Source organism: Streptomyces sp. NPDC002125 (genome assembly GCF_053593715.1).
Map to the genome: position 1 here is coordinate 278,566 of NZ_JBSFDD010000007.1, position 22,462 is coordinate 301,027.

Annotated in this window: 19 protein-coding genes; 6 read left to right on the forward strand and 13 right to left on the reverse strand. The window is 71.1% G+C overall.

Translation table 11 applies throughout. The annotated features are described in order from the left end of the window. Positions 1 to 143 precede the first annotated feature (143 nt). The 4 genes from ACWCQM_RS15540 to ACWCQM_RS15555 form a co-directional block, all read right to left on the reverse strand. Positions 144 to 1,001 carry an IclR family transcriptional regulator gene (locus ACWCQM_RS15540; RefSeq protein ID WP_450915808.1) on the reverse strand — a complete coding sequence of 286 codons (858 nt, stop codon included), beginning with the start codon at positions 999 to 1,001 and terminating at the stop codon, positions 144 to 146. Beyond that, positions 998 to 1,957: a DODA-type extradiol aromatic ring-opening family dioxygenase gene (locus tag ACWCQM_RS15545; RefSeq protein WP_450915809.1), complete on the reverse strand. Its 960-nt coding sequence runs from the start codon at positions 1,955 to 1,957 to the stop codon at positions 998 to 1,000. The genes ACWCQM_RS15540 and ACWCQM_RS15545 overlap by 4 nt, the downstream gene beginning before the upstream one ends. Then, complete coding sequence (locus ACWCQM_RS15550; protein WP_450915810.1) at positions 1,954 to 3,330, reverse strand: M20 family metallopeptidase; 1,377 nt, start codon at positions 3,328 to 3,330, stop codon at positions 1,954 to 1,956. Before ACWCQM_RS15550 ends, ACWCQM_RS15545 begins: the two co-directional genes overlap by 4 nt. A 115-nt stretch (positions 3,331 to 3,445) precedes the next feature. Continuing rightward, positions 3,446 to 4,693 (reverse strand): aromatic ring-hydroxylating oxygenase subunit alpha, encoded by a 1,248-nt coding sequence (locus tag ACWCQM_RS15555; RefSeq protein WP_450915811.1) that lies wholly within the window; start codon positions 4,691 to 4,693, stop codon positions 3,446 to 3,448. Between the two features lie 162 nt (positions 4,694 to 4,855). Between ACWCQM_RS15555 and ACWCQM_RS15560 the strand changes: the two genes are divergently transcribed. Continuing rightward, a complete protein-coding gene (locus ACWCQM_RS15560) occupies positions 4,856 to 6,349 on the forward strand; it encodes an AMP-binding protein (protein ID WP_450915812.1) in 1,494 nt (497 codons plus the stop codon). A gap of 67 nt (positions 6,350 to 6,416) precedes the next feature. Here the strand turns inward: ACWCQM_RS15560 and ACWCQM_RS15565 are convergent, their stop codons facing one another. From ACWCQM_RS15565 to ACWCQM_RS15600, 8 genes are all read right to left on the reverse strand, one after another. Next, complete coding sequence (locus ACWCQM_RS15565) at positions 6,417 to 7,364, reverse strand: quinone oxidoreductase family protein (RefSeq protein ID WP_450915813.1); 948 nt, start codon at positions 7,362 to 7,364, stop codon at positions 6,417 to 6,419. After that, entirely contained in the window at positions 7,364 to 8,218 is an 855-nt protein-coding gene (locus ACWCQM_RS15570) for an alpha/beta fold hydrolase (protein WP_450915814.1), read from the reverse strand. The genes ACWCQM_RS15565 and ACWCQM_RS15570 overlap by 1 nt, the downstream gene beginning before the upstream one ends. 55 nt (positions 8,219 to 8,273) lie before the next feature. Beyond that, positions 8,274 to 9,122, reverse strand: a complete 849-nt coding sequence (locus ACWCQM_RS15575; RefSeq protein WP_450915815.1) for an alpha/beta fold hydrolase — start codon at positions 9,120 to 9,122, stop codon at positions 8,274 to 8,276. A 129-nt stretch (positions 9,123 to 9,251) separates the two neighbouring features. Continuing rightward, entirely contained in the window at positions 9,252 to 10,046 is a 795-nt protein-coding gene (locus ACWCQM_RS15580; RefSeq protein ID WP_450915816.1) for an SDR family NAD(P)-dependent oxidoreductase, read from the reverse strand. Between the two features lie 83 nt (positions 10,047 to 10,129). Beyond that, positions 10,130 to 10,927 (reverse strand): enoyl-CoA hydratase/isomerase family protein, encoded by a 798-nt coding sequence (locus ACWCQM_RS15585; protein ID WP_450915817.1) that lies wholly within the window; start codon positions 10,925 to 10,927, stop codon positions 10,130 to 10,132. Beyond that, entirely contained in the window at positions 10,924 to 13,230 is a 2,307-nt protein-coding gene (locus tag ACWCQM_RS15590; protein WP_450915818.1) for a CoA transferase, read from the reverse strand. Before ACWCQM_RS15590 ends, ACWCQM_RS15585 begins: the two co-directional genes overlap by 4 nt. 113 nt (positions 13,231 to 13,343) lie before the next feature. Then, complete coding sequence (locus ACWCQM_RS15595) at positions 13,344 to 14,192, reverse strand: IclR family transcriptional regulator (RefSeq protein WP_450915819.1); 849 nt, start codon at positions 14,190 to 14,192, stop codon at positions 13,344 to 13,346. Between the two features lie 87 nt (positions 14,193 to 14,279). Next, positions 14,280 to 15,617, reverse strand: a complete 1,338-nt coding sequence (locus ACWCQM_RS15600) for an MFS transporter (protein ID WP_450915820.1) — start codon at positions 15,615 to 15,617, stop codon at positions 14,280 to 14,282. 166 nt (positions 15,618 to 15,783) lie between these two features. Here ACWCQM_RS15600 and ACWCQM_RS15605 point away from each other — a divergent pair, with 166 nt between their 5' ends. The 5 genes from ACWCQM_RS15605 (at position 15,784) to ACWCQM_RS15625 (ending at position 20,698) form a co-directional block, all read left to right on the forward strand. Next, entirely contained in the window at positions 15,784 to 16,770 is a 987-nt protein-coding gene (locus tag ACWCQM_RS15605) for an ABC transporter substrate-binding protein (RefSeq protein WP_450915821.1), read from the forward strand. 143 nt (positions 16,771 to 16,913) lie between these two features. Then, entirely contained in the window at positions 16,914 to 17,930 is a 1,017-nt protein-coding gene (locus ACWCQM_RS15610; protein ID WP_450915822.1) for an ABC transporter substrate-binding protein, read from the forward strand. Next, complete coding sequence (locus ACWCQM_RS15615; protein WP_450915823.1) at positions 17,930 to 18,838, forward strand: ABC transporter ATP-binding protein; 909 nt, start codon at positions 17,930 to 17,932, stop codon at positions 18,836 to 18,838. Before ACWCQM_RS15610 ends, ACWCQM_RS15615 begins: the two co-directional genes overlap by 1 nt. After that, positions 18,835 to 19,659, forward strand: coding sequence for an ABC transporter permease (locus ACWCQM_RS15620; RefSeq protein WP_450915824.1), 825 nt, complete (start codon positions 18,835 to 18,837; stop codon positions 19,657 to 19,659). Before ACWCQM_RS15615 ends, ACWCQM_RS15620 begins: the two co-directional genes overlap by 4 nt. A gap of 67 nt (positions 19,660 to 19,726) precedes the next feature. After that, entirely contained in the window at positions 19,727 to 20,698 is a 972-nt protein-coding gene (locus ACWCQM_RS15625) for a quinone oxidoreductase family protein (protein ID WP_450915825.1), read from the forward strand. A 70-nt stretch (positions 20,699 to 20,768) separates the two neighbouring features. Here the strand turns inward: ACWCQM_RS15625 and ACWCQM_RS15630 are convergent, their stop codons facing one another. Continuing rightward, complete coding sequence (locus tag ACWCQM_RS15630; RefSeq protein ID WP_450915826.1) at positions 20,769 to 22,400, reverse strand: carboxylesterase/lipase family protein; 1,632 nt, start codon at positions 22,398 to 22,400, stop codon at positions 20,769 to 20,771. Positions 22,401 to 22,462 lie beyond the last annotated feature (62 nt).

Genomic DNA, 22,462 nt, shown 5'->3' on the forward strand with positions numbered 1-22,462 from the left:
GCGGTTCTCCCTACGGAGTCGTTCCGGTGAGCAGGACGCGGCTGGTCAGGGGGGCGCGGCGACGGCGTCGCGGCACCGGAACACGGCGAGGGGCCCGCCGTCCGGCGGGCCCCTTCGTGCTCGTGCGAGGTGGTGCGGGGCGGCTAGGCGAGCGACCTGCCGATGCCCAGCGCGGCGGTGCGCAGCGCCGTCGCGTAGCCGGTCGCGTCCATCCGGTAGGTGGGCGCGGTGATGGACAGCGCGCCCACGAGCGTGGTGCCCCCGGCGAACACCGGAACGGCCAGGCTCGCGTACCCGAGTCGGATCTCCTCGGACTCCAGGACGATGCCCTCCTCCCGGATCCGGTCGAGCTGGGCGCGCAGGCGGCCCGGCGAGATCACCGTGTGCCGGGTGATCGGCTTGAGGCCGCCCCGGACCACGTCGACGAAGAGCGACGGCGGCGAATACGCGAGGATCGCCTTGCCGGTCCCCGTGCAGTACAGCGGGAGCCGGCCCGCCACCCGGGACTCGGCGTTCAGCCCGCGGTGCGGGAAGATCTTGTCCAGGTAGACGACGTCCAGACTGTCGTGGATGGCGAAGTGGATGGTCTCCCGGGTGATGAGCAGAAGATCCTCCATGTACGGCTGCACGGCCTCGCGCAGGATGCGCTGCCGATGCACCCGCTGCCCCAGCTCGAACAGGCGCAGACCGAGCCGGTAGTCGCACCCCTCGCGCTCCAGCAGGCCCCAGGTGACGAGCTCCTGGGCCAGCCGGTGCACCGTGGCCTTGGCCGCCCCCGACCGGCGCACCAGCTCGGCGAGCGAGAGGGCGGCGTCGTCGGAGGTGAAGGCCTCCAGGATCGGGCGTACCTTCCCCAGGACGGAGTTCATGGAGTCGGCCCCGCCCGCCTCCTCGTTCCCGGGCCCCTGCTCGGTGCGGTGCGAGGAGAGCACGAAGCCCTGCGGCGCCGGGGCGGCGAGGGGCTGGTGACCGGCCGGTGCCGCCTCGGCCGGCGCTTTCATGCCGACTGCCCCGCGTCCGGGGCAACCGGGTCGATGACCGCGACGCCCATCCCGGTGAGCCACTCGGGCATCGGCTCGTACGCCAGACGCCGTGCGGGCGCATGGTCCAGGGCGGCGGCCATCAGGAGCCACGTGCGCAACTCCTGCGCGCCGTTGCCCGCGGCCTCCTCCAGCTCCCCGGATGTGAACTCGGTGAGGCGGTGTGCCTCTCCACGCTCGAGGAGGCCGAGGAACTCGTTGTCGAACTCCGGGGTGAGCGAGGCCTCGGCGGCCCGGATGATCTCGCGGCGGCGGGCGTCGTAGTCCTGCCAGTTCTCACGGCCGTCGAGCCAGGCGCCGACCATGAACTCCTCGTCTTCGCCGTGCGGTTCGCGCCAGTCGGGCCAGGGCAGCCGGTGCGAGAGCCCGCCCGAGCCGACCACCGCGACCCGCCGTTCGCCGGGGAAGGAGAGCACGGCCTCGCGGACGGCGCGCCCCAGCTCCTCGCAGCGCTGAAGGGTCGGCAGCGGATGCGCGAAGACGTTCACGACCAGCGGCACGATCTCCACGCCGAGCCCGTCGAGCAGGTACTGAATGGCGTGCGACTGCCCGTGGTCGATCTGGAGCCGGGCGGAGAACGCCGGGTCGAACCGTCCGCTCTCCACCAGCGAGTCCGCGAGGTGCTGCGCGAGCGGCACATCGACCGGCTGCGGGCCCTTCGGGGTCCCGGACTCGCCGCTGGCAATACACTCCCCGACGCCGAGCGTGAACGGCGGGATGAGGTCGAGCCAGAACCCGCGGAAGTGGTTCGAACCGATCAGGACGACTGTGTCGGGGCGGACCCGGGCCAGCTCGGCGCGGGCCGCGCCGAGCGCGTCCCGGAACCGTTCGGCCCGGTCCTTGTGGATCGTCTCCTCCCAGTGCGTGTTCATCAGGGTGCTGTGGGAGGCCCCCACGCCGAGCACGATCTCGCTCATGCCGATGCTCCTTCCGGCTGCGCGGGTGCCTCGCACTCCGCGCGGGAACGGGTGACGGTGTCGACCGCCGTGCGGATCAGGTGGCGGGTCAGTCTCTGCATCTCGCGTACGGAGACGGTGTTCATGCCGCGGGCGAAGTCGATGTCGAAGGGCGCCTTGCTCACCTTCGGCATGCCGACGCGGACGGTGGGGATGCCGCGCCCGCGCAGGATGTTGGCGTCGGTCGCGCCACTGTTGCTGTTCACGACCTCGTGCGGCCGCCCTTCGAGCGCCTCCCACCCGGCGACCGCGCTGCGGAAGACCCAGCTCTCCCGGCTGGTGGTGGTCCCCGGGATCGCGAGGATCATCTCCACCGTGGCGTCGAGCCCCGGCATCGAGCGCTTCAACTCAGCCATGGCAGCGACGAATTCACGCTTCGCCTCCATGGGGGTCGTCTCCGGTGCGATCCGCAGGTCGACGCGGAGGGTGCAGGCCGCCGTGGTCACGGCCGCCATGCGCGGCCAGCCGCCCCGCACCGACGACACGATGCCCTGCGGCGCGACGGTGCCGCCGGTGTGGCGCTTCGCGTACTCGGCGAACCACTCCTCCAGGTGCCGTACGACGTCGCCGGCGCGGCTGATCGCGTTGTCGTACGGGAGCCGGTGGCGCGAGCCCACATAGGTGTGGGTGCCGTGCACCGTCACCTCGAACCAGACCAGACCGACCTCGTCCCACGACACGGTCCATCCCGGCTTGGCGATGACCGCGTAGTCGGCCCACACGCCCTGCTCCAGGAGAAACGAACAGCCCGCGCCCTGACCGGTGTTGAGCCGGTCGCTGCCGGGCCGGGCGTTCGTCGGCATGCCGCCGGCCCCGAACGCCGCCACCAGGTCCCCGCTCAGCGGCACACCGGCCAGCGCGATCGCCTCGGCGGCCATCATCACGCAGGCCGCGTGCCCTTTGGGGTTGGAGGCGCCGAGGCCCGTCACCAGGTCGTCGTAGACGGTGGCCTCCGGCCGCATGTCCTCGCGCAGCTTCGGCCCGATCCACGGCACGTCCTCGCTCTCCTCACCCACGGTGAGGGTGTCGACGGGCGCGTACAGCATCAGATCGGGGCCGGTGCCGTCGCCTTCGAGGCGGGCCCAGGCGTTGGCCTGCCGCGCGTCGATCGGCTGACAGGCCGCGCGCAGACCGACCGAGGCGAGGGTCCCGGCGATGTGCTCGGCGAGAGGCCGCTCGTCACCGGTCGGGCTGGGGATGCCGACGAGCCCCACGATCAGCTCGCGCAGCCGTTCGTCGGTGACGTGCCCCCACGCCTCCGACACCCAGGCGCGGCGCTGCTCGTCGAGCCCACAGAGCCCGTCGAGACCGTCGAGTTCGGCGGCGCCCGTCACTGGTTGATCCGGTGGACCTGGGTCATGGTCTTCTCCGCGAACAGCTGCTTGGCGCGGGGCAGTGCCACCGCGACGGCGACACCGAGCAGGATCTTGAAGAGGGTGCGGGCCATGATCAGGCCTCCGTTTCCGTGGTGTCCGCGGTGGGTTCGGCGACGCCGGCGGCGGCGAGCTTCTTGGCGTAGTCCTCCTCGACGAGGTTGCGCCAGGAGGTCAGCGACACGTCGGGCCGGTAGAGCTTCTCCGGCGGCGCGTCGGTGATGTCGACCATCCAGGCGTCCTGGCCGGAGAACTGGCCGTGGAACAGCCAGCGGATGGCGCCGAGGTACTTGCCGTAGAAGCGCAGGGTGTCCCAGCCCTGCTTGAAGTTGACCATCACGCCGACGTACATGTGGTTGTCGTCGTCGATCGGCACGTAGAACTCGTAGTGCATGAAGGTGGGGTAGGCGATCCGCAGCATGCCCGGCATCGTCAGGGACGCGAAGCCGGGGAAGCCCTGGGACTCGATCACCGGGTCGACCTTGTCGGACGCGCCGGTGTTGCCGAGGTTGAAGGTCCCCTCCGGCGGCTGCTTCATCCACCACCGCTTGTTGGTCCAGCGACCCACGCCCGGGAAGTCGGCCTCCCAGTAGACCTCGTCCTGGACACGGTAGATCCAGCGGTCCTTCGGTACTATCCGGGTGATGTTCCACGTCGGCATCGGCTTGAGCAGGCGCCAAAGAGCCGTGCGGTGCAGGTACTTGGCGTGTCCTTCGTCGAAGCCGTTCTCGCAGGCGAAGCGCCAGTTACCGCCGCGCGGATCGAAACGGCCACCCATCACGAAGGCGTTCGACACCAGCTCCTCGGGGAGCTGCTCGTCGATCGGGTGCGGCTCCTCGTCGGCGATCGGCATGTACACCCAGACCATGCCGATCCGCTCCTCGACGGCGTACGTGCGCACGCCCAGCTTGCCCGTGAGGCGGCAGCCGGGGCCGTCGGTGATGACCGCGGACAGATTGCCGGTGGGCAGGTCGAAGGTCCAGCCGTGGTACGGGCAGCTGACGGTGCCGGGGAACTGCTGGTTGCCCTCGGACAGCGGGACGCCGCGGTGCGGGCAGCGGTTGTGCAGCGCGTACGCCTTGCCGTTGTCGCGGATCAGCGTGATCTTCTCGCCGCAGAGCGTGAAAGGCTTGGGGTCGCCCGTGATGTGGCTCGCCCAGGTGACCGGGTACCAGTAGCCGCGGAAACCGGACGCCGCGTTGTCGTAGTGGGGCCAGGACGACCAGTCCTGCCGGCCGATCTTGTCGGCGGATGCGCGGGGCGCCTTGACGGGCTCCTTCGCTGCGGTCTTCCGTGCGGCGGGGGGTCGTTCGCTCGTCGTCATCTCGTCGTGGCCTCCTGCTTCGGTGGGTGTGCGGCACGAGCATCCGGCGTAGCGCGACGCCTGCCTATGAACCTGTTCCGGTGAACGGAACGTGGCCGGCGGGGGACCGGTCAGCGAACCGTCCACCTTGATCGCTCAGGGGCGGGCGGACAGCATCCGTGCATGAACCGCATGACGATTCCCGGCCTGGTCGACGCGGCGGCCGCAGACCACGGTGAACGGGCCTTCCTGACCGTCGACGGAACCCGGCGCACCTACGCGCAGACACGGACGGCCGCGGCCACGACGGCCGGCGCGCTGGCGGCCCGCGGCTGCCGCCCGGGCGACCGGGTGGCGGCGCTCCTGCCCAATCGAGTCGAACTGATCGACCTGGTGCTGGGCTGTGCCTGGCTCGGCGCGGTCGTGGTCCCGCTCAACACCGCACTGCACGGACGGCTCCTCCGGCACGCGCTGGACGTGTCGGAACCCCAGTTCCTCTACGTGGAGGAGGAACTGGCCGCGCGGGTGGCAGAGGTGGGATACGCGGGGGAGGTGTGGGTGACCGGCTCGCCGCAGGCGCCGGTCCCCGGCATCGAGAAGGCGCTCGACCCCCACCCGTCCCGCCCCGGCGACACGGCCGCCATCCTGTTCACCTCCGGCACCACCGGCCCCTCCCGCGGCGTGCGCTGCCCGCACGCCCAGTTCGCCTGGTGGGGCCGGAACGTTGCCGGCTCGCTGCGGCTGACCGCCGACGACACCCTCTACACGTGCCTGCCTCTCTTCCACACCAACGCGCTCAACACGCTGGCGCAGGCGATGACCGTGGGGGCCTCCCTGGTGGTGGACCGTAGGTTCTCCGCCTCGCGGCACTGGCAGCGGGCCGCCGAGACCGGAGCCACGTGCGTGTACGTGCTCGGCGCCATGGTGCCGATGCTGCTCGCCCAGCCGCCGGGCCCGGGCGACCGTGCGCATCGGGCCTGGCGCGGTCTCGGCCCGGGGACGCCCGGCCCGCTGTGGGAGGTGTTCCGCGAGCGGTTCGGTGTGGCGCTCGTGGACGGGTTCGGCTCCACGGAGACCAACGCGGTCATCGGCTCCGTGCCGGAGGACTGCCGCCCCGGTTACATGGGCACGGTGCGGGACGGCTTCGAGGCGCTGGTCGTCGACACGGATCTCTCCGACGTGCCTGACGGAACTCCCGGGGAACTCATGGTCCGCACCGGCCAGGAACATGCCTTCTCCAGCGGCTATGTGGGCGAGCAGACGCTGGACCCCGGCTCCTGGCGGCGCACGGGCGACCGTGTGGTGCGCGAGCCCGACGGCTGGTTCCGCTTCGTCGACCGCGTCAAGGACTGCATCCGGCGACGCGGGGAGAACATCTCCTCGTACGAGGTCGAGACGGCCCTGCGCACCCACCCCGACATCGCGGAGGCCGCGGCTTTCCCGGTCGCGTCCGAGCTCGCCGAGGACGAGGTGATGGTGGCGGTGGTTCCGCGCGCCCATCGCGTGCTCGACGCGGCGGCGGTCGCGCGGCACTGTGCGGCGGAGCTGCCGGCGTTCGCCGTGCCGCGGTACGTGGACGTGGTGGCGGAGCTGCCGCTCACCGAGACCGGGAAGGTCCGCAAGTCCGTGTTGCGGGAGCGCGGTGTCACCGCGGTGACGTGGGATCGGCTCGGATAGGGGAGGCCCACGGCGCGACGGCCCGGCCGGACACGCCTGTCCGGCCGGGCCGTCGCGCCGTCGCGTGTCACGCGGGCAGCAGAACCGCCCGCCCCCGTACCCGTCCGCCCCGCAGCGCGTCCAGCGCCGCGGAAGCCTCAGCCAGGTCGAACTCCTGAACTGCCAGGGACAGCGCGCCCTCGGAGAGTTTGCGCACCAGGTCGCCGGAGACCTCCCGGGCCCGGCGCTCCTGGCGGATCATGTTCACCGGCAGCAGCGCCACCTCGTCGAGCAGCCAGCTCGGCAGGTCGAGCTCGACGTGCGGACCCGCCACGTACCCGATGACCACGGCGCGCCCGCCCCGCCGCACCCAGCGGCTGCGGCCGACGAGGCCCGAGCCGCCGAGCGTGTCGACGAGCAGTGATGCCGACCGGTCCTGGGCGAGACCTGCTGCGTCGTCCAGCGTCACGGCCTCCACCCCCTTCGGCACGTCGGCCAGCTGGTCCTGGCGGCCGACCACACCGGTGACCCGTGCGCCCGCGGCCAGCGCCTGCTGCGCCACCATCGCGCCCACCGCGCCGGCGGCGCCCACCACGACGACGTCTTCGTCCTGCCCGATCCGGGCGACGTCATGCAGAGCCACGTATGCGGTCGTCGCGGGGACGAAGAAGCTCGCAGCCACCGCGGGAGCGAGCGGCGCGTCGAGCGGCGTGACGGCCTTGCGCTTCACACTGACCTGCTCCGCCCACGTGCCGTCACGCAGCAGGCCGAGGCCACCGCCGCGCAGCACGACCTGGGCACCCGGCGTGAGGCCGGAGTCGGTGTCCGCCTCCAGGACCGTGCCGGCGCCCTCGACACCACCGATGTACGGGAGCGAGGGCTTGAGCTCGAAGTCGCCGGACGCGACGGTGGCATCGAGGTGCGAGACACCGCCCGCCGTCACCTGGACGAGGACCTCGCCCGGTGCGCGGACCGGCTCGGGCACCTCGTCGAGGACCGGAGCGGCGCCCCAGTCGTGGAACCGGACCGCCCGCATCAGGCGGCGGCCTTGCCGATGAACTCGAGGCTGAGCGCGTTGTAGCGCTCGGCCTGCTCGTGCTGCGGCCAGTGACCGCAGTTCTCGAAGAGTTCGAGGCGCGAGCCTGGGATGCCCTCGTGCAGGGCAGTCGCCTCGGGGGTGTCGCCGAACGGGTTCTGGCGCCCCCACACCACCAGCGTGGGCTGGGTGATCTGTGCCAGGTGCTCGGGGCGCAGCAGGTTGCGTTGGCGGCGCTCCATGTCCTGGAGGGAAAGGAGGTTGTCGACGCCCGCGACGAACTGCGGCGTGTGGTAGATCGCGTGCCGGACCTCGACCAGCTCCTCCGTGGCGGAGGCGTCCTCGGCCATCAGCAGCCGCATCCGCTTACGGGTGAGCTCGATGTTGTCGGAGGTGACGGCCTTCTTGGTGCTGGTGCGGATGCGGTCCATGACCTCGGGGTTGGCCACGGTGCCGCCGGAGCAGAGGAGCTGGAGGCTGCGAATCCGCTCGGGGTGCTCGATGGCGGCGCGGGCGCCGACCCAGCCGCCCAGGGACTCGCCGACGACGTGGACGCTGTCCACACCGACGGCGTCCAGGTAGTCGAGCAGATGGGCCACGTAGTCGGCGATCTCGTACGGCTTGTCGGGCTTGCCGGTGTAGCCGTGACCGAGCATGTCGATGGCGTGCAGGTCATAGGCGGCGTGAGCGGTGATGTTGCGAGCGAAGGCCTCCAGGTGACCGCTGGTGCCGTGCAGGAAGACGACGGCCTGGCCGGCCGGGTCACCGGCGCGCAGGGTGCGGGTGGGGACACCGCCGGCGTCGACGTACTCGACGCGGAAGGGGGTGGGGCTGATCTCCGTCCAGATGGACATGGGGCGTTCTCCGTAAGGCAGTTGGGGGAGGGGAAGTGGACTCAGCTCAGGAGTCTCAGCTCAAGGAGTTGAGGAAGCCGTTGACCACCGAGTGGTACGCCTCCGGGCGCTCCTCCTCGAGGTGGTGGGAGGTGTGGTCCATCACGTGGAGGTTCCCGTTCGGCACCATGCGGGCCAGCATCAGCGGGTAGTCCGGGGTGAGGAACGCGTCCTGCATGCCCCACATGAACAGCGTGGGAGCCTGGATCTGCCCCAGTTCCTCGGTGAGGTCCTGCCACTGGCCGCGCGGCGAGTCGGACATGGCCGCCAGCGCGCGCTCCTCCTCGTCGAGGCTCTGCTCGTAGCGCATGGTCAGCGTCTCCTCGGGGAGCTTCGCGCCGTCGTACCACTCCAGCCTCGTGATGAGGTCCCGCAGCTTCTCGCGGGTCGGGCCCTCGCCGCCGTAGTAGATGTCGCGGGCCGTGCGGCCGCGGTGCCCGTTCTCGGGGAGCGGGGCGAGCGGACCGTAGAAGACGGGCATGCTGCCGGTGATGACGAGGGACCGGACCCGCTCCGGGTACTTCGCGGCGAGATTGAGGGCGATGGTGCCGCCCCACGAGCTGCACACGAAGTCGGCGCGGTCGACGCCGAGCGTGTCGAGCAGGCCGACGGTCTTCGCCGCGTGGTGGTCCCACATCGGGCCCTCGATGGCGGACTTCTCCGACTTGCCGTACTGCTGGATGTCTACGAGCAGACAGCGCCGGTCGGCCGCGAACAGGTGCGCGACGGGACCGAAGTCGCTCCACGCGGTGCAGCCGGGACCGCCACCGTGCAGGAACACGGTGTCGGGCCCCGAGCCGAGGTCGTGGTAGTGGTAGCGGATGCCCGCGCCGTCCGCGTAGTGGCTCTCCGGTGCAGGTGACATGTGAGTCCTTCCGTCTTCCGTACGAATGCGGGGAGGGGGTACGGTGCCGAGCCCATCACCGCACCGGGCGCGGGCCCAGCGTCGCGGTCCGTTCAGCGAACCGCTCTCGCTGGGCGACGCGGGCGGCGCTCACTGCGCGGTGTAGCCGCCGTCCACGTGCAGCAACGCACCGGTGGTGTACGACGAGCCGGCGTCGAGCAGCGGGAGCACCGCGTGCGCGATGTTGTCGGGCGTGCCCCAGCGGCCCATCGGCACCTTGGCGGTGAAGGCGGCCTGGGCGGCGGCGTCGGTGGTGGCGGCGCTCTCGTTCATGGGGGTGCGCACGGGGCCGGGCGCGACGCAGTTGACGGTGACGCCGGTGCCGGCGACCTCCAGGGCCGTCGACCTGGTGAGCGCGGCGACCGCGCCCTTGGTGGCGGCGTAGCCGCCCCGTTCGGGGGCGCCCGTCGAGCCGAGCACGGAGCCGATCGTGACGATGCGGCCGTGACCGGCGTCGAGCATGCCGGGCAGGACGGCGCGCATCGCGAGCCAGGTTCCGATGACATTGCTCTCGAAGGCGGCGCGGAAGTCGTCGGGCGTGAGGTCGAGCACCGAGCCGCGGGCCAGCTGCCCGGCCGCTGTCACCAGGCCGGTGACGGGGCCCCAGAGTTCGGTGGCCCGGCTCACGACCGCGGCCAGCGCCTCGGGGTCGGTGGTGTCGGCGGCCAGCACCAACTGGCGATCTCCCGCGATGCTTCGGAGCTGCTTCTCCGCCGCGCGGCAGCGGTCCTCGGACCGCCCGGTGACCACCACAGGGCGCCCGGCACGGGCCACCGCCTCCGCGATGGCGAGTCCGATCCCGCTGGTGCCGCCTGTGACGAGCACGGGCCCGTTCTGCGCGGTTTCGTCGGTGTGCTGTGTATGGGTGTGCTCTGAAGAACTCATTCGCCGAGCATGCGCAACGTACGCGAAGACGCCAACGCGGATGGTCCGGTCACCGGAACCGGACCACCCGCGTCGGCGCGGCCTCACCGTCCGGTGAACACCGGTGCCCGCTTCTCCAGGAACGCCTGCAGCCCCTCGGCCGCGTCGGCGGTCGCGGTCACCTCGGCGACGCCCTTCGCCTCGCACTCCAGGGCCTGTTCCACGGGCAGCCCGTACCCCTCGTCGACGACGCGCTTGAGCAGGCCGATGGTGGTCGTCGGCTTCTCGGCGAGGCGCTGGGCCCGCTCGGCGACCACCGCGTCGAACTCGGCCTGCTCCACCACGACGTCGACAAGTCCGAGCTCCAGGGCGCGCCGCGGCGTCAGCCTTTCCCCCTCGATCATCAAGCGCTTCGCCAGATGGGGGCCGACGAGCCGGGGGAGTCGCTGACTGCCACCGGCCCCCGGGAACAGGCCGAGCCGCATCTCCGGGAACCCGAACGTGGCCTCCTCCGAGATGATCCGCAGGTCGCAGGCGAGCGACAACTCCGCCCCGCCGCCCAGGGCGTGGCCGTTCATCGCCGCGACGACCGGCTTGGGCGCCTGCTCGAGCGCCCGCTGGACCTCGATCCAACGGCGCATCTTCGCCTGGTTGCCCGCCGACAGGTCCCGCATGACGGCGATGTCGGCGCCGGCGACGAAGAACCGGCCGGTGCCGGTGATGACGATGCAGCGCACCTCCGGATCGGCGGCCAGCGGCGGCAGGACCGAGAGGAACTCCTCGACCATCGCCGGATTCACGGCATTCGCCTTGGGCCGGTCCACGCGGACCGTGGCCACGGCGCCGTCGTGGGTCACGTGAAGTACGGAGCCCTGCTCGTTGTCCATGGCTGTCCCGCTCATTCGGTCACTCCCTCGGCGGTCAGTGCCGCCAGTTGTTCATCGGTCAGGTCAAGCAGCTCGCGCAGCACTTCATCCGTGTGCTGGCCGAGGAGCGGTGCGGGCCGGTCGAGCCCGCCGGGCGTCGCGGCCAAGCGCGCGACGATCCCCTCGTGCGGGACGGGCCCGGTGAGCGGATGGTCGAGGACGGTGTAGAAGCCGCGGGCGGCGAGCTGCTCGTCGGCCTCGATCAGGTCCTGGCCGGTCGCCACGACAGCCGCCGGCACGCCCTCGGCCTGGAGCAGTTCGGCGAGCTTGTGGCCGTCCTGCCCGCGCGTCCACGCGGCGAGGGCGGCGTCGATCTCGTCCTCGTGCGACCGCCGTGCGGACAAGTCGCTCCCGACGCACGGGAGGTCGACGATGCGCGTCAGGGCGTGCCACCGCGCCTCGTCCGTCACCGACACCGCCAGCCACCGGTCGTCCCCGGCCACCGGGTACACACCGTGGGGCACGGCGTGGGGCGACCGGTTCGGATGCTCGGCCGTCCGGGGGTCGGGGGCGCCGGCGCCGAGGACGGGCTCCAGGGCCGCCGGGCCCATCGTCGAGGCCATCGCCTCCAGCTGGGACAGATCCACGTGACCGCCACGGCCCTGCGCCAGCAGGTCGAGCGTGGCGAGCACCGCGGAGTTGGCCGCGATCATGTCGCCGAGCCCGAAGGTCAGTCCCTGCGGCGGGCCGTCCGGGTCGCGGGTCTCGTAGGCCAGGCCGGACATCGCGGCGAGTGTGTCGGCGAACGTCACGGCCTCGCGCCAGGGCCCGGTCTGGCCCACCCCCGCCATGGACACCAGGACGATGTCCGGGTTCAGCTCGCGCAGCGAGGCGTAGTCCATGCCCCACTTGGCCAGCACGCCCGGGCTGAAGTTCTCCACGACGACGTCGCAGTGCGGGACCATCTCGCGCAGCAGCCGCTGGCCCTCGTCGGTGCGCAGATTGAGGGCGACGCTGCGCTTGTTGCGGTTGAAGTTGATGAAGTAGCCGCTGTCGTCGGGGTCGGAGCCCGGCCGCAGATGCATCGAGGGCGCGAAACGCGTGGGGTCCTTGCGGTGCCGGGACTCGACCTTGACGATGTCCGCGCCGTGCTCCCCGAACTGCTTGGTCACGTACGGGCCGGCGAGCACCCACGTCAGATCGAGGACCCGAACGCCCTCCATGGCACGGGACTTGGGCTGCTCCTGCTCCTGGCGCGTCCGGCCGGTGTGGCGCCACGGAGAGTCTCCCTCCGCCTCCCGGATCGCGGGCAGGGTGACCGGCCGTGGCAGCGCCGCCCACGGGAAGCCGACGTCCTCGACGCCGCCGTCGGGCAGCCCTTCGCCGGTGACGGTGACCAGCGACTCGCGGTCGCGCAGCTGCGGATGCTCGGTCAGCCGCTCGGGCGGTACGACCTCGGCCCACGGCAGGGCGCGCCGCCGCGCCTCCTCGGCGATCTCGGCCGTGGGCAGCCCCTTCGCGAACTGCCGGACGATCTCGTCGACATGGGGGCGCTCGCGCCACCGGAACGCGGCGTCCTGCCAGCACTCGTCGAGCAGTTCACCGGCCTGGCCGCGCTCCGCCATCCACGTCAGCAGATCCGTCCACATCCGGGGGCTGCCGGAGTAGCCCCCGGCCACATATCCGTCCGCCGTCTCGAAGATCTGATGCGCGACGTGCTCGTACACCCCTGCGCTGCGTACGGGGAAACGTCCCGCGTGGACCCAGGCGACGGCGGCGGTCTCCAGCGTGGCGGCGACCGCCTCCTGCGCGGAGATGTCGACGAGCTGCGGGGTTCCCGACACGACGGCGAGCAGCGCGCCGATCGCCGCGTGGGCCCCGGCGATCTGGAACGCCTGCTCGCGCGGCGGCGGCTTGGGCTGCCTGTCGGGGCGCCCGCCGAGCCAGGTCATACCGCCCGCCGATGCCAGGACCAGATCGTCGACGACCCAGTCGCGGCGCGGACCAGTGAGACCGAACGGCGTCACCACCACATGCACGGCGTGCGGCCAGCGGGACGAGCCGTCCTCGCGCAGGCCGCGCAAGCCTGCCAACGGGCCGCTCTCCAGCACGACATCGGCGCCCGCCGCCAGCGCATCGAGCTCCGCCGCGTCACGCACGGTCGTCCAGCGCTTGCCCGCGTGCCAGTGCGCGCGGGCCGCGGGACCGAGACTGGCACCCGACTCGGTACGTACGACATCGGCGCCGATCCCCACGAGCAACCGGGCGCCCTGGAAGGCGAGTTCATCGGTCAGGTCGAGCACGCGCAGCGGCGTCTGGTCCGGATCTGTTCGCACCACGGCTCCTCCCCTCACATGTCCGCAGCCTTTGCGGCATCTCACGATCACCGGGGGAGGGGAGGCGGGCCACCGGTGTGTTCTGCTGGCCGGACCGGGACCGCTACGGCGCGTGCTCAGCCCGAGACGACGCGCACGGCGGTCGGCTTCTGTTTCGGCGTGCGAACCGTGTGCACCGGGCGAGCCGGGTCGTACGACGTCTTGCGCGCCACACCGCGCGTGATGCGCTCCGCCGTGTCCTGCAACATCGCGAGGTGCCGCTCCACCGACACCTGCGTGACCGGTCCGGTGATCGAGAGCGCCGCGTACTCCGTCCCGGCCAGCGCCACCGGTACGGCGAGGCTGGCATCCCCGATCCTGACCCCCTCCAGCTCCAGCGCGTACCCCTCCCGTGCGGCCCGGGACAGCCGCTGGGCCAGGACCTGCGGGTCCGTGACGGAGCGAGGGGTCATCACGGGCAGCCCCTTGGCGACGAGCTCCGCGACCCGCTCGGGTCCGTCCGGGGCAAGAGCGAGCAGCACCCGGCCGGTCGCCGTGCAGGAGGCGGGCAGTCGGCCGCCGACATAGGAGTGGGTGAGGACGTTGGCCTCACCGGCGATCTTCTCGAGGAACAGGACGTGGGTCCCGTCGAGGACCGAGAGGTGCACGGCCGTGCGGGTCCGGGTGAACAGGTCGGTCATCAGCGGCCGGGCCACGGTGCGCAGCACGGAGGAAGCGGGCACCCGCTGCCCGAGCTGGAAGAGCCGGATGCCGAGCTCGTACCGTTCGCCGTGCCGGTCGAGCAGCCCCCACTGCACCAGTTCCTGGGCGAGACGGTACGCCGACGCCTTGGGCACGCCCGAGCGGCGGCTCAGTTCGCTCAGTCGCAACCGGTCCGCGCCCGACTCGAACGCGGCGAGCAGCAGCTGCGCCTTGCCCAGGACGGAATTGGGCAGCAGGACATCCTCGTCCGCGTACGACCCCATGGGCGTCCCCTCACTTCGTTTCATGGCGACACAGGCCATTTGAAGTGCAACAACGCCATGTTGCATAGAGGGGCGGGCGTGTAAAAATCAGGCAACAGGTGCGCCGACGCTCTCCTTCCGTGCCTGGTCGGCGGGGTGTCCGGGGCCCGGCGGTGCCTTCGCGAAGAAGACCAGCGCCACCAGGGTGACGAGTGCCATCCCCATGGTCAGCACCGCGACCGGCAGGAAGTGTCCCGTGGCGGCGAGCAGCGCCGTCGCCGCCACCGGCGACAGACCGCCGGCGATCGCCGACGACAATTCGTGGCCCAGCGCCATTCCGGAGTACCGGGTGCTGGTGCTGAACAGTTCCGAGAAGTACGAGGGCTGAACGCCGATCATCGCGGCGATGGCGACGTGCCCGACGATGAACGCCACCCACACCGCGGCGGGCCGGCCCGTGTCCATCAGAAGGAAGAACGGCGCCGCCCACACCAGCATGCCGATCGCCCCGCCCAGATAGACGGGACGCCTGCCCACCTTGTCGGAGAGCCGGCCGAAGACCACCATCATCGCCGAGTCCACCAGCATCCCGACGATCCCGGCCCACAGGAGCACCGTCGAGGAGATCCCCACGTACGCCCCGTACACGAGGGAGAAGGACATGAAGATGTAGCTGGCGCCGCTGTCGGCGAAGCGCAGCGACATCGCGAACAGCACCTGGCGCGGATGCCGCCGCAGGACCTCCCGCAGCGGCGAGTGCGGTGCGCCCTCGGTCCGCGGGGACTCGGCCTCGAAACTGTCGGTCTCACCGAGGTTGCGGCGGATGTAGATCCCCACCACGAAGATCACCGCGCTGGCCAGGAACGGGAGTCGCCAGCCCCAGGTGAGGAAGCCGTCCCCGGACACCTGCTCGGCCAGCCACAGCGCCAGCGACGAGAGGACGAAGCCCAGGCCCATCCCGCAGGAACTGAACGAGGCGAGGAAGCCGCGCCGCTCGGCCGGGACGTTCTCGGTGATGATGAGCACGCCGCCGCCCCACTCGCCGCCGGCCGCCGCGCCCTGCAGAACCCGGAGCAGAACGAGGAGCAACGGCGAGAGCAGACCGGCCGTGGAGTACGAGGGCAGCAGTCCCATGCAGAAGGTGGCGCCGCCCATCAGGGAAAGCGTCCCCATGAGGGCGGCCTTGCGCCCCCGCCGGTCCCCGATGTGCCCGAAGATCACGCCCCCGATGGGCCGGGCGGCGAACCCCACGGCGTGACCGGCCAGGGCGGCGATCGTGCCGAGCAGCGGATTCTCGCCGGAGGGGAAGAAGACCTTTCCGAGGACCAGTGCGGCAGCGGTGGTGTAAAGGAAGAAGTCGTACCACTCCATCATGTTGCCGGCGACGGACGCGATGACCACGCGTCGCGTCCTCGATGTGCCCTCATTCGTGCTCTTGTGGGGCATATACGCTCCTTGCCGTTCGAGCCTGAGACCGGTGGAGCGTACGAACGGCCGGAAGTCGCCTCAATCGCGTCGGTCCGCCAGGCGGGACACCGTGCTTTCCGCCGACCTCCCGGGGGTGCCAGGTTTCCGCCACCTCGACAGCACTCCGATTCGGAGGTCGTACCCGATGTTCCGTCATCACCGCACGGGTGGGCGCCCGGCAGGCGCCCTGCTCACCCTGCTCGCACTCCTCCTCGCCACCGCCTGCGGGTCGGGCACCACCGACTCGGCGGGTTCCGGGGGAGGCAGGAGCCTGACCGTTCGGATCGCGCTGGGAGTCGATGCCTCGTACGCCCCGCTGTATCTCGCGGTCGAACGCGGCATGTTCGAGAAGGCAGGTCTCGACGTCCAGTTGATGAAAGTGGAGGGTGGCCCGGCCGCGGCCCAGGCGGTCACGGCCGGCGTCGCGCAGATGTCCGCCAACGCCGACTCCACCGCGCTTCCGCAGATGGTGAGCAATCCCGCCCTGCGCTCCCTGGGCGTGTTCCAGTCCTCGGGCCGCCTCCTCAAGGTCGTCCTGCGCAAGGGCATCACCTCGCCACGGCAGATCAGGACGATGGGCTCGATCCAGGGCATCGGCCTGTTCGCCACCCACCAGTACCTGCGGCACCACGGCATCGACCCGGACTCCGTGAAGATCCAGCAGAGTTCGCCGCAGGAGATGCCCACCATATTCCAGCGCGGTGACATAGACGGCTACATCCTCTTCGACCCCTGGGTGACCAAGGGCGTCGAGGCGGGTGGTCACATCGCCGGTTCCACCGGCGACTTCGGTGTCACGTACCGGCAGTGGCTGCTCGCCGACCAGAAGTGGCTGAAGGAGCACCAGGACGTCGCGGGGAAGGTGTTCAAGGTGGTCGCCGAGGCCGACCGGCTCGTGACGAAGGACCCGCACGCGGCAGCCCTCGCGTCCCATGAGCAGGTCCAACTGCCGGTGGCCGGAACGGAGAAGGCCATCGGCGAGATCTCCTTCAGGTCCCGCGCCCTGACGGCCGCCGATGTCGCCTCCTCGCGCAGGATCGTGGACTTCCTCCTCGCGCAGAAGCTCATCAAGAGCGCACCCGACTACGACACCGTGCTGCTGCGCGGCTGGTACGACCGGCACGCCAGGTGACCGGCTACGAGAAGCCGTGCCCCGACCGTCCCGCTGAGCGGACCGCCGTGCATGCGCCTGCGCTCCGACCGGCAGTACCGTTCGCCAACTCGTGGCCCCGCACCCCGATTCCCCGCCGAAAAGCGCCCCCTTCCGAGGTGACCATGCAGACAGCGTCCCGCTCCCGAAATCGACCGATCCGTCGCATCGCCGGCACCCTCCTCTCCACCGCCGCACTGACCGTGGTGACCGCCTGCGGAGCAGGCACCACCGACTCCGGGGCCGAGTCGGGCTCCGGCGGCGGGGCGGGTGATCCCCACATCCGGATCGCCGTCGGTGTCGACGCCGGGTACGCGCCTTTCTACGTGGCCGACGCCGAGGGGTTGTGGGCCAAGCACGGGGTCGACGTCGACCTCGTCCAGTTCGCCAAGGGCGGGGAAGGCGTCGACGCTCTCAGCGCCGGACAGGTCCAGATGGCGGGGAACTCCGACGTCACCACCATCGGACTGCTCGTACAGAACCCGGATCTGCGATCGCTCCTCGTGTACGAGCAGTCCGGGCGTTACCTCAAAGTCGTCCTGAGGGACGGAGTGAAGTCCCCCGACGCGATCCGGAAGATGGCCGTGGTCCCGGGCCTGTCCGAACTGGCCACCACGCGGTTCCTCGAGTCGAAGGGCATCAAGCCGGGCTCGGTCGAGTTCGTCACGGCCGACCCCGCCGAGATCCCGGCCCTCACCAGCAAGGGCGACGTGGACGCGTACGTCCTGTGGGAGCCGTGGCCGTCCAAGGGCAAGGAGCTGGGCGAGCGGATCCTGGAGTCCACGGGCGACTACGGATTCAGCTACCAGCACTGGCTCCTCGCGGCTTCGCCCTGGCTCAAGGACCACAAGAGCACCGCCGTCAAGGTGGCCGCGGCCCTCGAGGAGGCGGCCGAGAAGACCGAGAGCGATCCGCAGGCCGCGGCGCAGGCCGCCAAGGACGCCGCGAAGATCCCCACCGCCCAGACGGTGAAGGCGGTGAAGGAGATCGACTTCGGCGTCCGCGACTTCACCGACGAGGACCTGAAGGGTTACGAGGACACAGCCGGCTTCTACCTGAGCACCGGCAAGGTCAAGGCCCGCCCCGACGTGTCCCGCACCGTCCGACGCGGCTGGCTGCCCGAGAACACGGAGGGGTCCTGATGACCAAGGGGATCGAGAAGGAGAAGGTACCGGGGGAGGGGACCCTGTCAGCGGTCACCGTTCCCGCCCCCCGTGACCCGGCGGCGTCGGCGCCGGCCGGACGCGGTGCGGCTCTGCGCGTCGAAGACGCGAGCATCTCCTTCGGTGACTTCCGGGCCGTCCAGGGCATCGATCTGGACATTCCGGCCGGGGAGTTCCTCTGTCTGCTCGGACCGAGCGGCTGCGGCAAGTCCACGCTGCTGTCGGCCATGGCCGGGTTCATCCAGGTCAGCGAGGGGTCCCTCACCGCGGACGGCGTTGCCGTGAGCGGCCCGGACCCCGAGCTCGGCATGGTCTTCCAGAGCAGCGAGGCTCTCTTCGACTGGATGACGGTGGAGCAGAACGTCACCTTCGGGCCTCGCATGCGTGGCTGTTCCCGCGCCGAGCAGAACCGGGTGGCCGACGAGTACCTCGGCCTGGTCGGCCTGCGCCACTGCGCGGACCGCTACCCCGGGCAGCTCAGCGGCGGCATGCGCCAGCGCGTCCAGATCGCCCGGGTCCTGGCCAACGAACCGGGCGTCGTCCTCATGGACGAGCCCTTCGGCGCCCTCGACGCCCAGACCCGGCAGGTGCTGCAACAGGAGACCGCCCGCATCTGGAGCGCGTCCGGCTGCACCGTCGTCTTCGTCACGCACGACATCGACGAGGCGATCCTGCTCGCCGACCGGGTCGCCGTGATGACGGCGGGCCCCGCGGCGTCGATCAAGTCCCTGTACACGATCGACCTGCCGCGCCCCCGCGACGAGTCCGACCCCGCCGCCCTGCGCCTGCGCAGCCGACTGCGCGAGGACATCGGAGAAGAGGTGCGCAAGGCCATGCGCGATCAAGGACTCGACGACCGGCCCGACCGAGAGGCGAAGGGCGCATGACGATCACCACCACCGAGACCCCGGCCCCGGCCCGCACCCGCTCGCGGCGTACGAGCGGGACCGGCGCCCAGGGACTTCGCACCCTCGGCCTGTACGCTGTCGCCGTCCTGGTCGGCCTGGGTGTCTGGCAGCTCGTGGCCATGAAGTACGGCCCGTCCCTGGTCGCCTCCCCCAAGGAGACCCTGTCGGCCGCCCGTGAGCTGGCCGCCGACGGCACGCTGGGCAACTCCGTCATCGCCTCCAGCCGCCGCATCCTGATCGGCTGGGGCCTCGGTGTCGTAGTGGGCGCCCCGGTCGGCCTGCTCATCGGGCAGATCAGGATCGTCCGCCAGCTCCTGGAGCCGTACATCGAGTTCTTCCGCTTCATCCCGCCGGTCGCCTTCGTGACCCTGGCGGTGGTGTGGCTCGGCATCGGTGAGACGTCGAAGGTCGTCCTGATCTTCTACACGGCCGTCTTCATCGTCACGCTCAACACCAGCGCGGGTGTCATGGCCGTCAACGAGTCCAAACTGCTGGCCGCCGCCAGCCTCGGAGCGAGCCGCCGCCAGATCCTCCAGCGCGTGGTGCTGCCGTCCACGGTCCCGTACATCCTCACGGGCGCCCGCCTCGCGATGGGCAACAGCTTCCTGACGATCGTCTCGGCCGAGATCGTCGCCGCCCAGGTGGGCCTCGGCTCCCTGATCTGGACCTCCCGCAACTACGGCCGGGTCGACTGGGTCTTCGTCGGCATCATCACGCTGGGCATCCTGGGCCTCGTCTACGACCGGATCCTGCGCCTGATCGCGATGCGTGTACTGCACAAGTATGGAGCTAAGGTGTAAACGGGGTCGAAGTCACCAACGGGGGTCGGCGCACAGTCCAACGGGGGAAGAACGGAGACCACAGCACGTGAGTACCACCTTGTCCACCTCGCGGGCCCTCTTTCTCGAGAAGTTCGGCACGCTGCCGCGCCTGGGAGAACGGGCCGTGCCCGAGCCGCGCCCCGGGCACACCCTCGTCCGGGTGGCGGCGGCCACCGCCGCCCATCTGGACCTCAACATCCTCGACGGACAGTTCGGCATCCTGCCCGAGCTGCCGTTCGTCCCCGGCACCCAGGGCAGCGGCTACGTCGTCGCCTCGGAGACGCACCCCGAGGGTGCCCTGGTGCGGCTGCGCGGCGAAGGTCTCGGCCTCAGCCGCGACGGCGCCTGGGCCGAGCACGCGCTCGTCCCGGACGCCGCCGCGGAGATCATGCCCGAGGGCACAGCCCCCGCTCTGGCCTGCATCTACTTCTCCCCGGTCGGCACCGCCTGGGCGACCGTCCACGCGATCGCCCAGGTGCGGCCGGGGGAGCGGGTGCTGGTCACCGGCGCGTCCGGCGCGGTCGGCGCCATGGCCGTGCAGCTCGCGGCGCGCGCCGGCGCTGAGGTCATCGGCGCGGTCGGCCGTCCGGCGAAACTGCCGCACGTGCCCGACGCCGCCAAGGCCCTGCTCGCCTCGGACCTCTCCGAGGACGCCATCGGCGGCAAGGTCGACGTACTCATCGACACGGTCGGCGGCCAGATCCTCCGCAACGCCCTCACCCTGGTCCGCCCGCGCGGTCGCGCCGCGCTCCTCGGCTACACCGCCGGCCGTGAACTCACCCTGGACCTCGCGGACTTCTTCCTCGCGGACGTCACCCTCCTGCCCGTGAACATGATGAGCCGCAGCCCGGAGGTCGCTTCCGAGGTGCTGCGCCTGCTGCCGGACCTGTCCTCGGGCGCGCTGACGCTCCCGTACGAGAGGTACGGGATGGACGCGCTCGGCGAGGCGGTCGAGCGGCTGCGGTCGGGCGCGGTGGTCGGCAAGATCGTGCTCGACATGGAGCACACCGGCAACTGAGCCGAACGCTCGCCGCACGGCAACCCAAGAGGCCCCCTCCCGCCGGAGGGGGCCTTCGTGCTGGACCGGATCAGGACTGCGAAACGCCTGCCTGAGAGGCCAGTTGGTCCGCGTCGAGGGGAAGCCAGTCGTAGTCGATCGAGTTCCAGAAGGAGCACCGGCGGCGCGCCTCGTACGCGCCGGTCTTCAGCGCCCGGCTCTCACCGCCGGGCAGCAGGGACATGAACCGTCCGGCCCGGTACGAGGGCCAGGCGGCGAGCCCCGGAGCGGCGGGGTTCCCGTGCTTCACGAACGATCCCCAGTAGCGCACCATCTCGCCGGACAGCTGCTGCTGAGCGGGAGTCAGCAGCGCCGAGGTCGCCGAGGGCATCAGGTACTGCTTCTCGCTGCCGTGCGAGGCGCCCGCTTCGAAGCCGGTCGAGGACCCGCCGGTGGGCGGGTGCGGATCGTTGAACTCATAGAAGTAGGTGCGTGGCTGGCGCTTCGAATACTGCGCCGTGAGGGTCAGGTACTGGCAGCCCCCGAGTCCGAAGAAGGTGCTGCTGTCGCCCCACAGCGCGCCGAAGGCGTAGGCCCCGGTGTACGCGTCGCCGTAGGCGCTGAACGGATAGTGCGCGAGGATGGCGTCGGCCTCGTCCCCGAACTCGATGCGGACCGCCCTCTCGTACTGGTCCTTCGTCGCGTTCGCGAACGGCCTTGCCCAGCTGCGCACTTCGTCGCGCGTGTGGCCGATGAGGAGGGGGACGTCCGCGGTCCGGCCGGTGCGTACGGCCTCGAGCGGAGCGACCGGCAGTTCGGGCACCCCCGACGTGGGCAGCGGACCGGTCACGAGACCGCCGATAAAGCCCTTTGCCGCTGCCTGGAGTTCACTGGCCGGCTTGTTGCGCAGGCAGGCCAGGTCGGGCGCGGTGGTGGAGCAGCCGGCGGCCGTCGCGTACGCCTTCCCGCGGGCGACGGCCTGCTCGACCGTGTAGCTCGGGCATCCGCCGCTCTGGATGATCGCGCCCGAGAAGAGACCACGGGCCGGGGGTGACGCGAGGAGTGCGCAGACGGAGTGGCCGCCGGCCGACAGGCCGCCGATGGTGACCCGGCTCGCGTCGCCGCCGAACGCACCGATGTTGCGCTGCGTCCAGCGCAGCGCCGCCTCCTGGTCGAGCAGGCCGTAGTTGCCCGCGCCCTGCTCGCTCAGCCCGGGCAGGTCGAGGAAGCCGAACACGCCGAGGCGGTAGTTGATCGTGACGACCACGACGTTGTTGGTCCGGGCGATCAGCGAGCCGTCCTCCGCGTTCCCGGAACCGGTGGAGAAGCCGCCGCCGTGGATCCAGAACATCACCGGCAGCGGCCGGCCGGTCCGGTTGGCGGGCGTGTAGACGTTCAGGTAGAGGCAGTCCTCGCTCATCCCCGGGCTCGTGCTGCCTCCGTTCTGGAGGCAGCGGGGGCCGGGGGCCGTGGCCGGCCGGGTGTCCGTCCACGCGGCGGCGGGTGCGGGCGGCTGCCAGCGTCCGGTGCCGACGGGCGGAGCCGCGTACGGGATGCCGTAGAAGTGGTCGACGCCGTCGGCCGAGGCTCCCGCGACCGGGCCCTTGTCGGTGGCGACCGTCAAGGACCGTGCGGTGGCCGACGCCGGCACGGCCGATATGAGGGTCAGCAGGAAGAGGAAGCTCGCCAGACAGGCGAGTCTCTGTCGGAGGGTGGATCGCACTGGGTCTCCTGAGAGGTAGGAGCGGTGGACGGAGTCATGCTTTGCCTCGCGTAGCGGGCGCA

Bases quoted from the DNA above. Each gene is read 5' to 3' on its own strand.
- ACWCQM_RS15540 (WP_450915808.1), bottom strand. From the start codon at position 1,001: ATGAAAGCGCCGGCCGAGGCGGCACCGGCCGGTCACCAGCCCCTCGCC.
- ACWCQM_RS15545 (WP_450915809.1), bottom strand. From the start codon at position 1,957: ATGAGCGAGATCGTGCTCGGCGTGGGGGCCTCCCACAGCACCCTGATG.
- ACWCQM_RS15555 (WP_450915811.1), bottom strand. From the start codon at position 4,693: ATGACGACGAGCGAACGACCCCCCGCCGCACGGAAGACCGCAGCGAAG.
- ACWCQM_RS15560 (WP_450915812.1), top strand. From the start codon at position 4,856: ATGAACCGCATGACGATTCCCGGCCTGGTCGACGCGGCGGCCGCAGAC.
- ACWCQM_RS15565 (WP_450915813.1), bottom strand. From the start codon at position 7,364: ATGCGGGCGGTCCGGTTCCACGACTGGGGCGCCGCTCCGGTCCTCGAC.
- ACWCQM_RS15570 (WP_450915814.1), bottom strand. From the start codon at position 8,218: ATGTCCATCTGGACGGAGATCAGCCCCACCCCCTTCCGCGTCGAGTAC.
- ACWCQM_RS15575 (WP_450915815.1), bottom strand. From the start codon at position 9,122: ATGTCACCTGCACCGGAGAGCCACTACGCGGACGGCGCGGGCATCCGC.
- ACWCQM_RS15580 (WP_450915816.1), bottom strand. From the start codon at position 10,046: ATGAGTTCTTCAGAGCACACCCATACACAGCACACCGACGAAACCGCG.
- ACWCQM_RS15585 (WP_450915817.1), bottom strand. From the start codon at position 10,927: ATGAGCGGGACAGCCATGGACAACGAGCAGGGCTCCGTACTTCACGTG.
- ACWCQM_RS15595 (WP_450915819.1), bottom strand. From the start codon at position 14,192: ATGGGGTCGTACGCGGACGAGGATGTCCTGCTGCCCAATTCCGTCCTG.
- ACWCQM_RS15600 (WP_450915820.1), bottom strand. From the start codon at position 15,617: ATGCCCCACAAGAGCACGAATGAGGGCACATCGAGGACGCGACGCGTG.
- ACWCQM_RS15605 (WP_450915821.1), top strand. From the start codon at position 15,784: ATGTTCCGTCATCACCGCACGGGTGGGCGCCCGGCAGGCGCCCTGCTC.
- ACWCQM_RS15610 (WP_450915822.1), top strand. From the start codon at position 16,914: ATGCAGACAGCGTCCCGCTCCCGAAATCGACCGATCCGTCGCATCGCC.
- ACWCQM_RS15615 (WP_450915823.1), top strand. From the start codon at position 17,930: ATGACCAAGGGGATCGAGAAGGAGAAGGTACCGGGGGAGGGGACCCTG.
- ACWCQM_RS15620 (WP_450915824.1), top strand. From the start codon at position 18,835: ATGACGATCACCACCACCGAGACCCCGGCCCCGGCCCGCACCCGCTCG.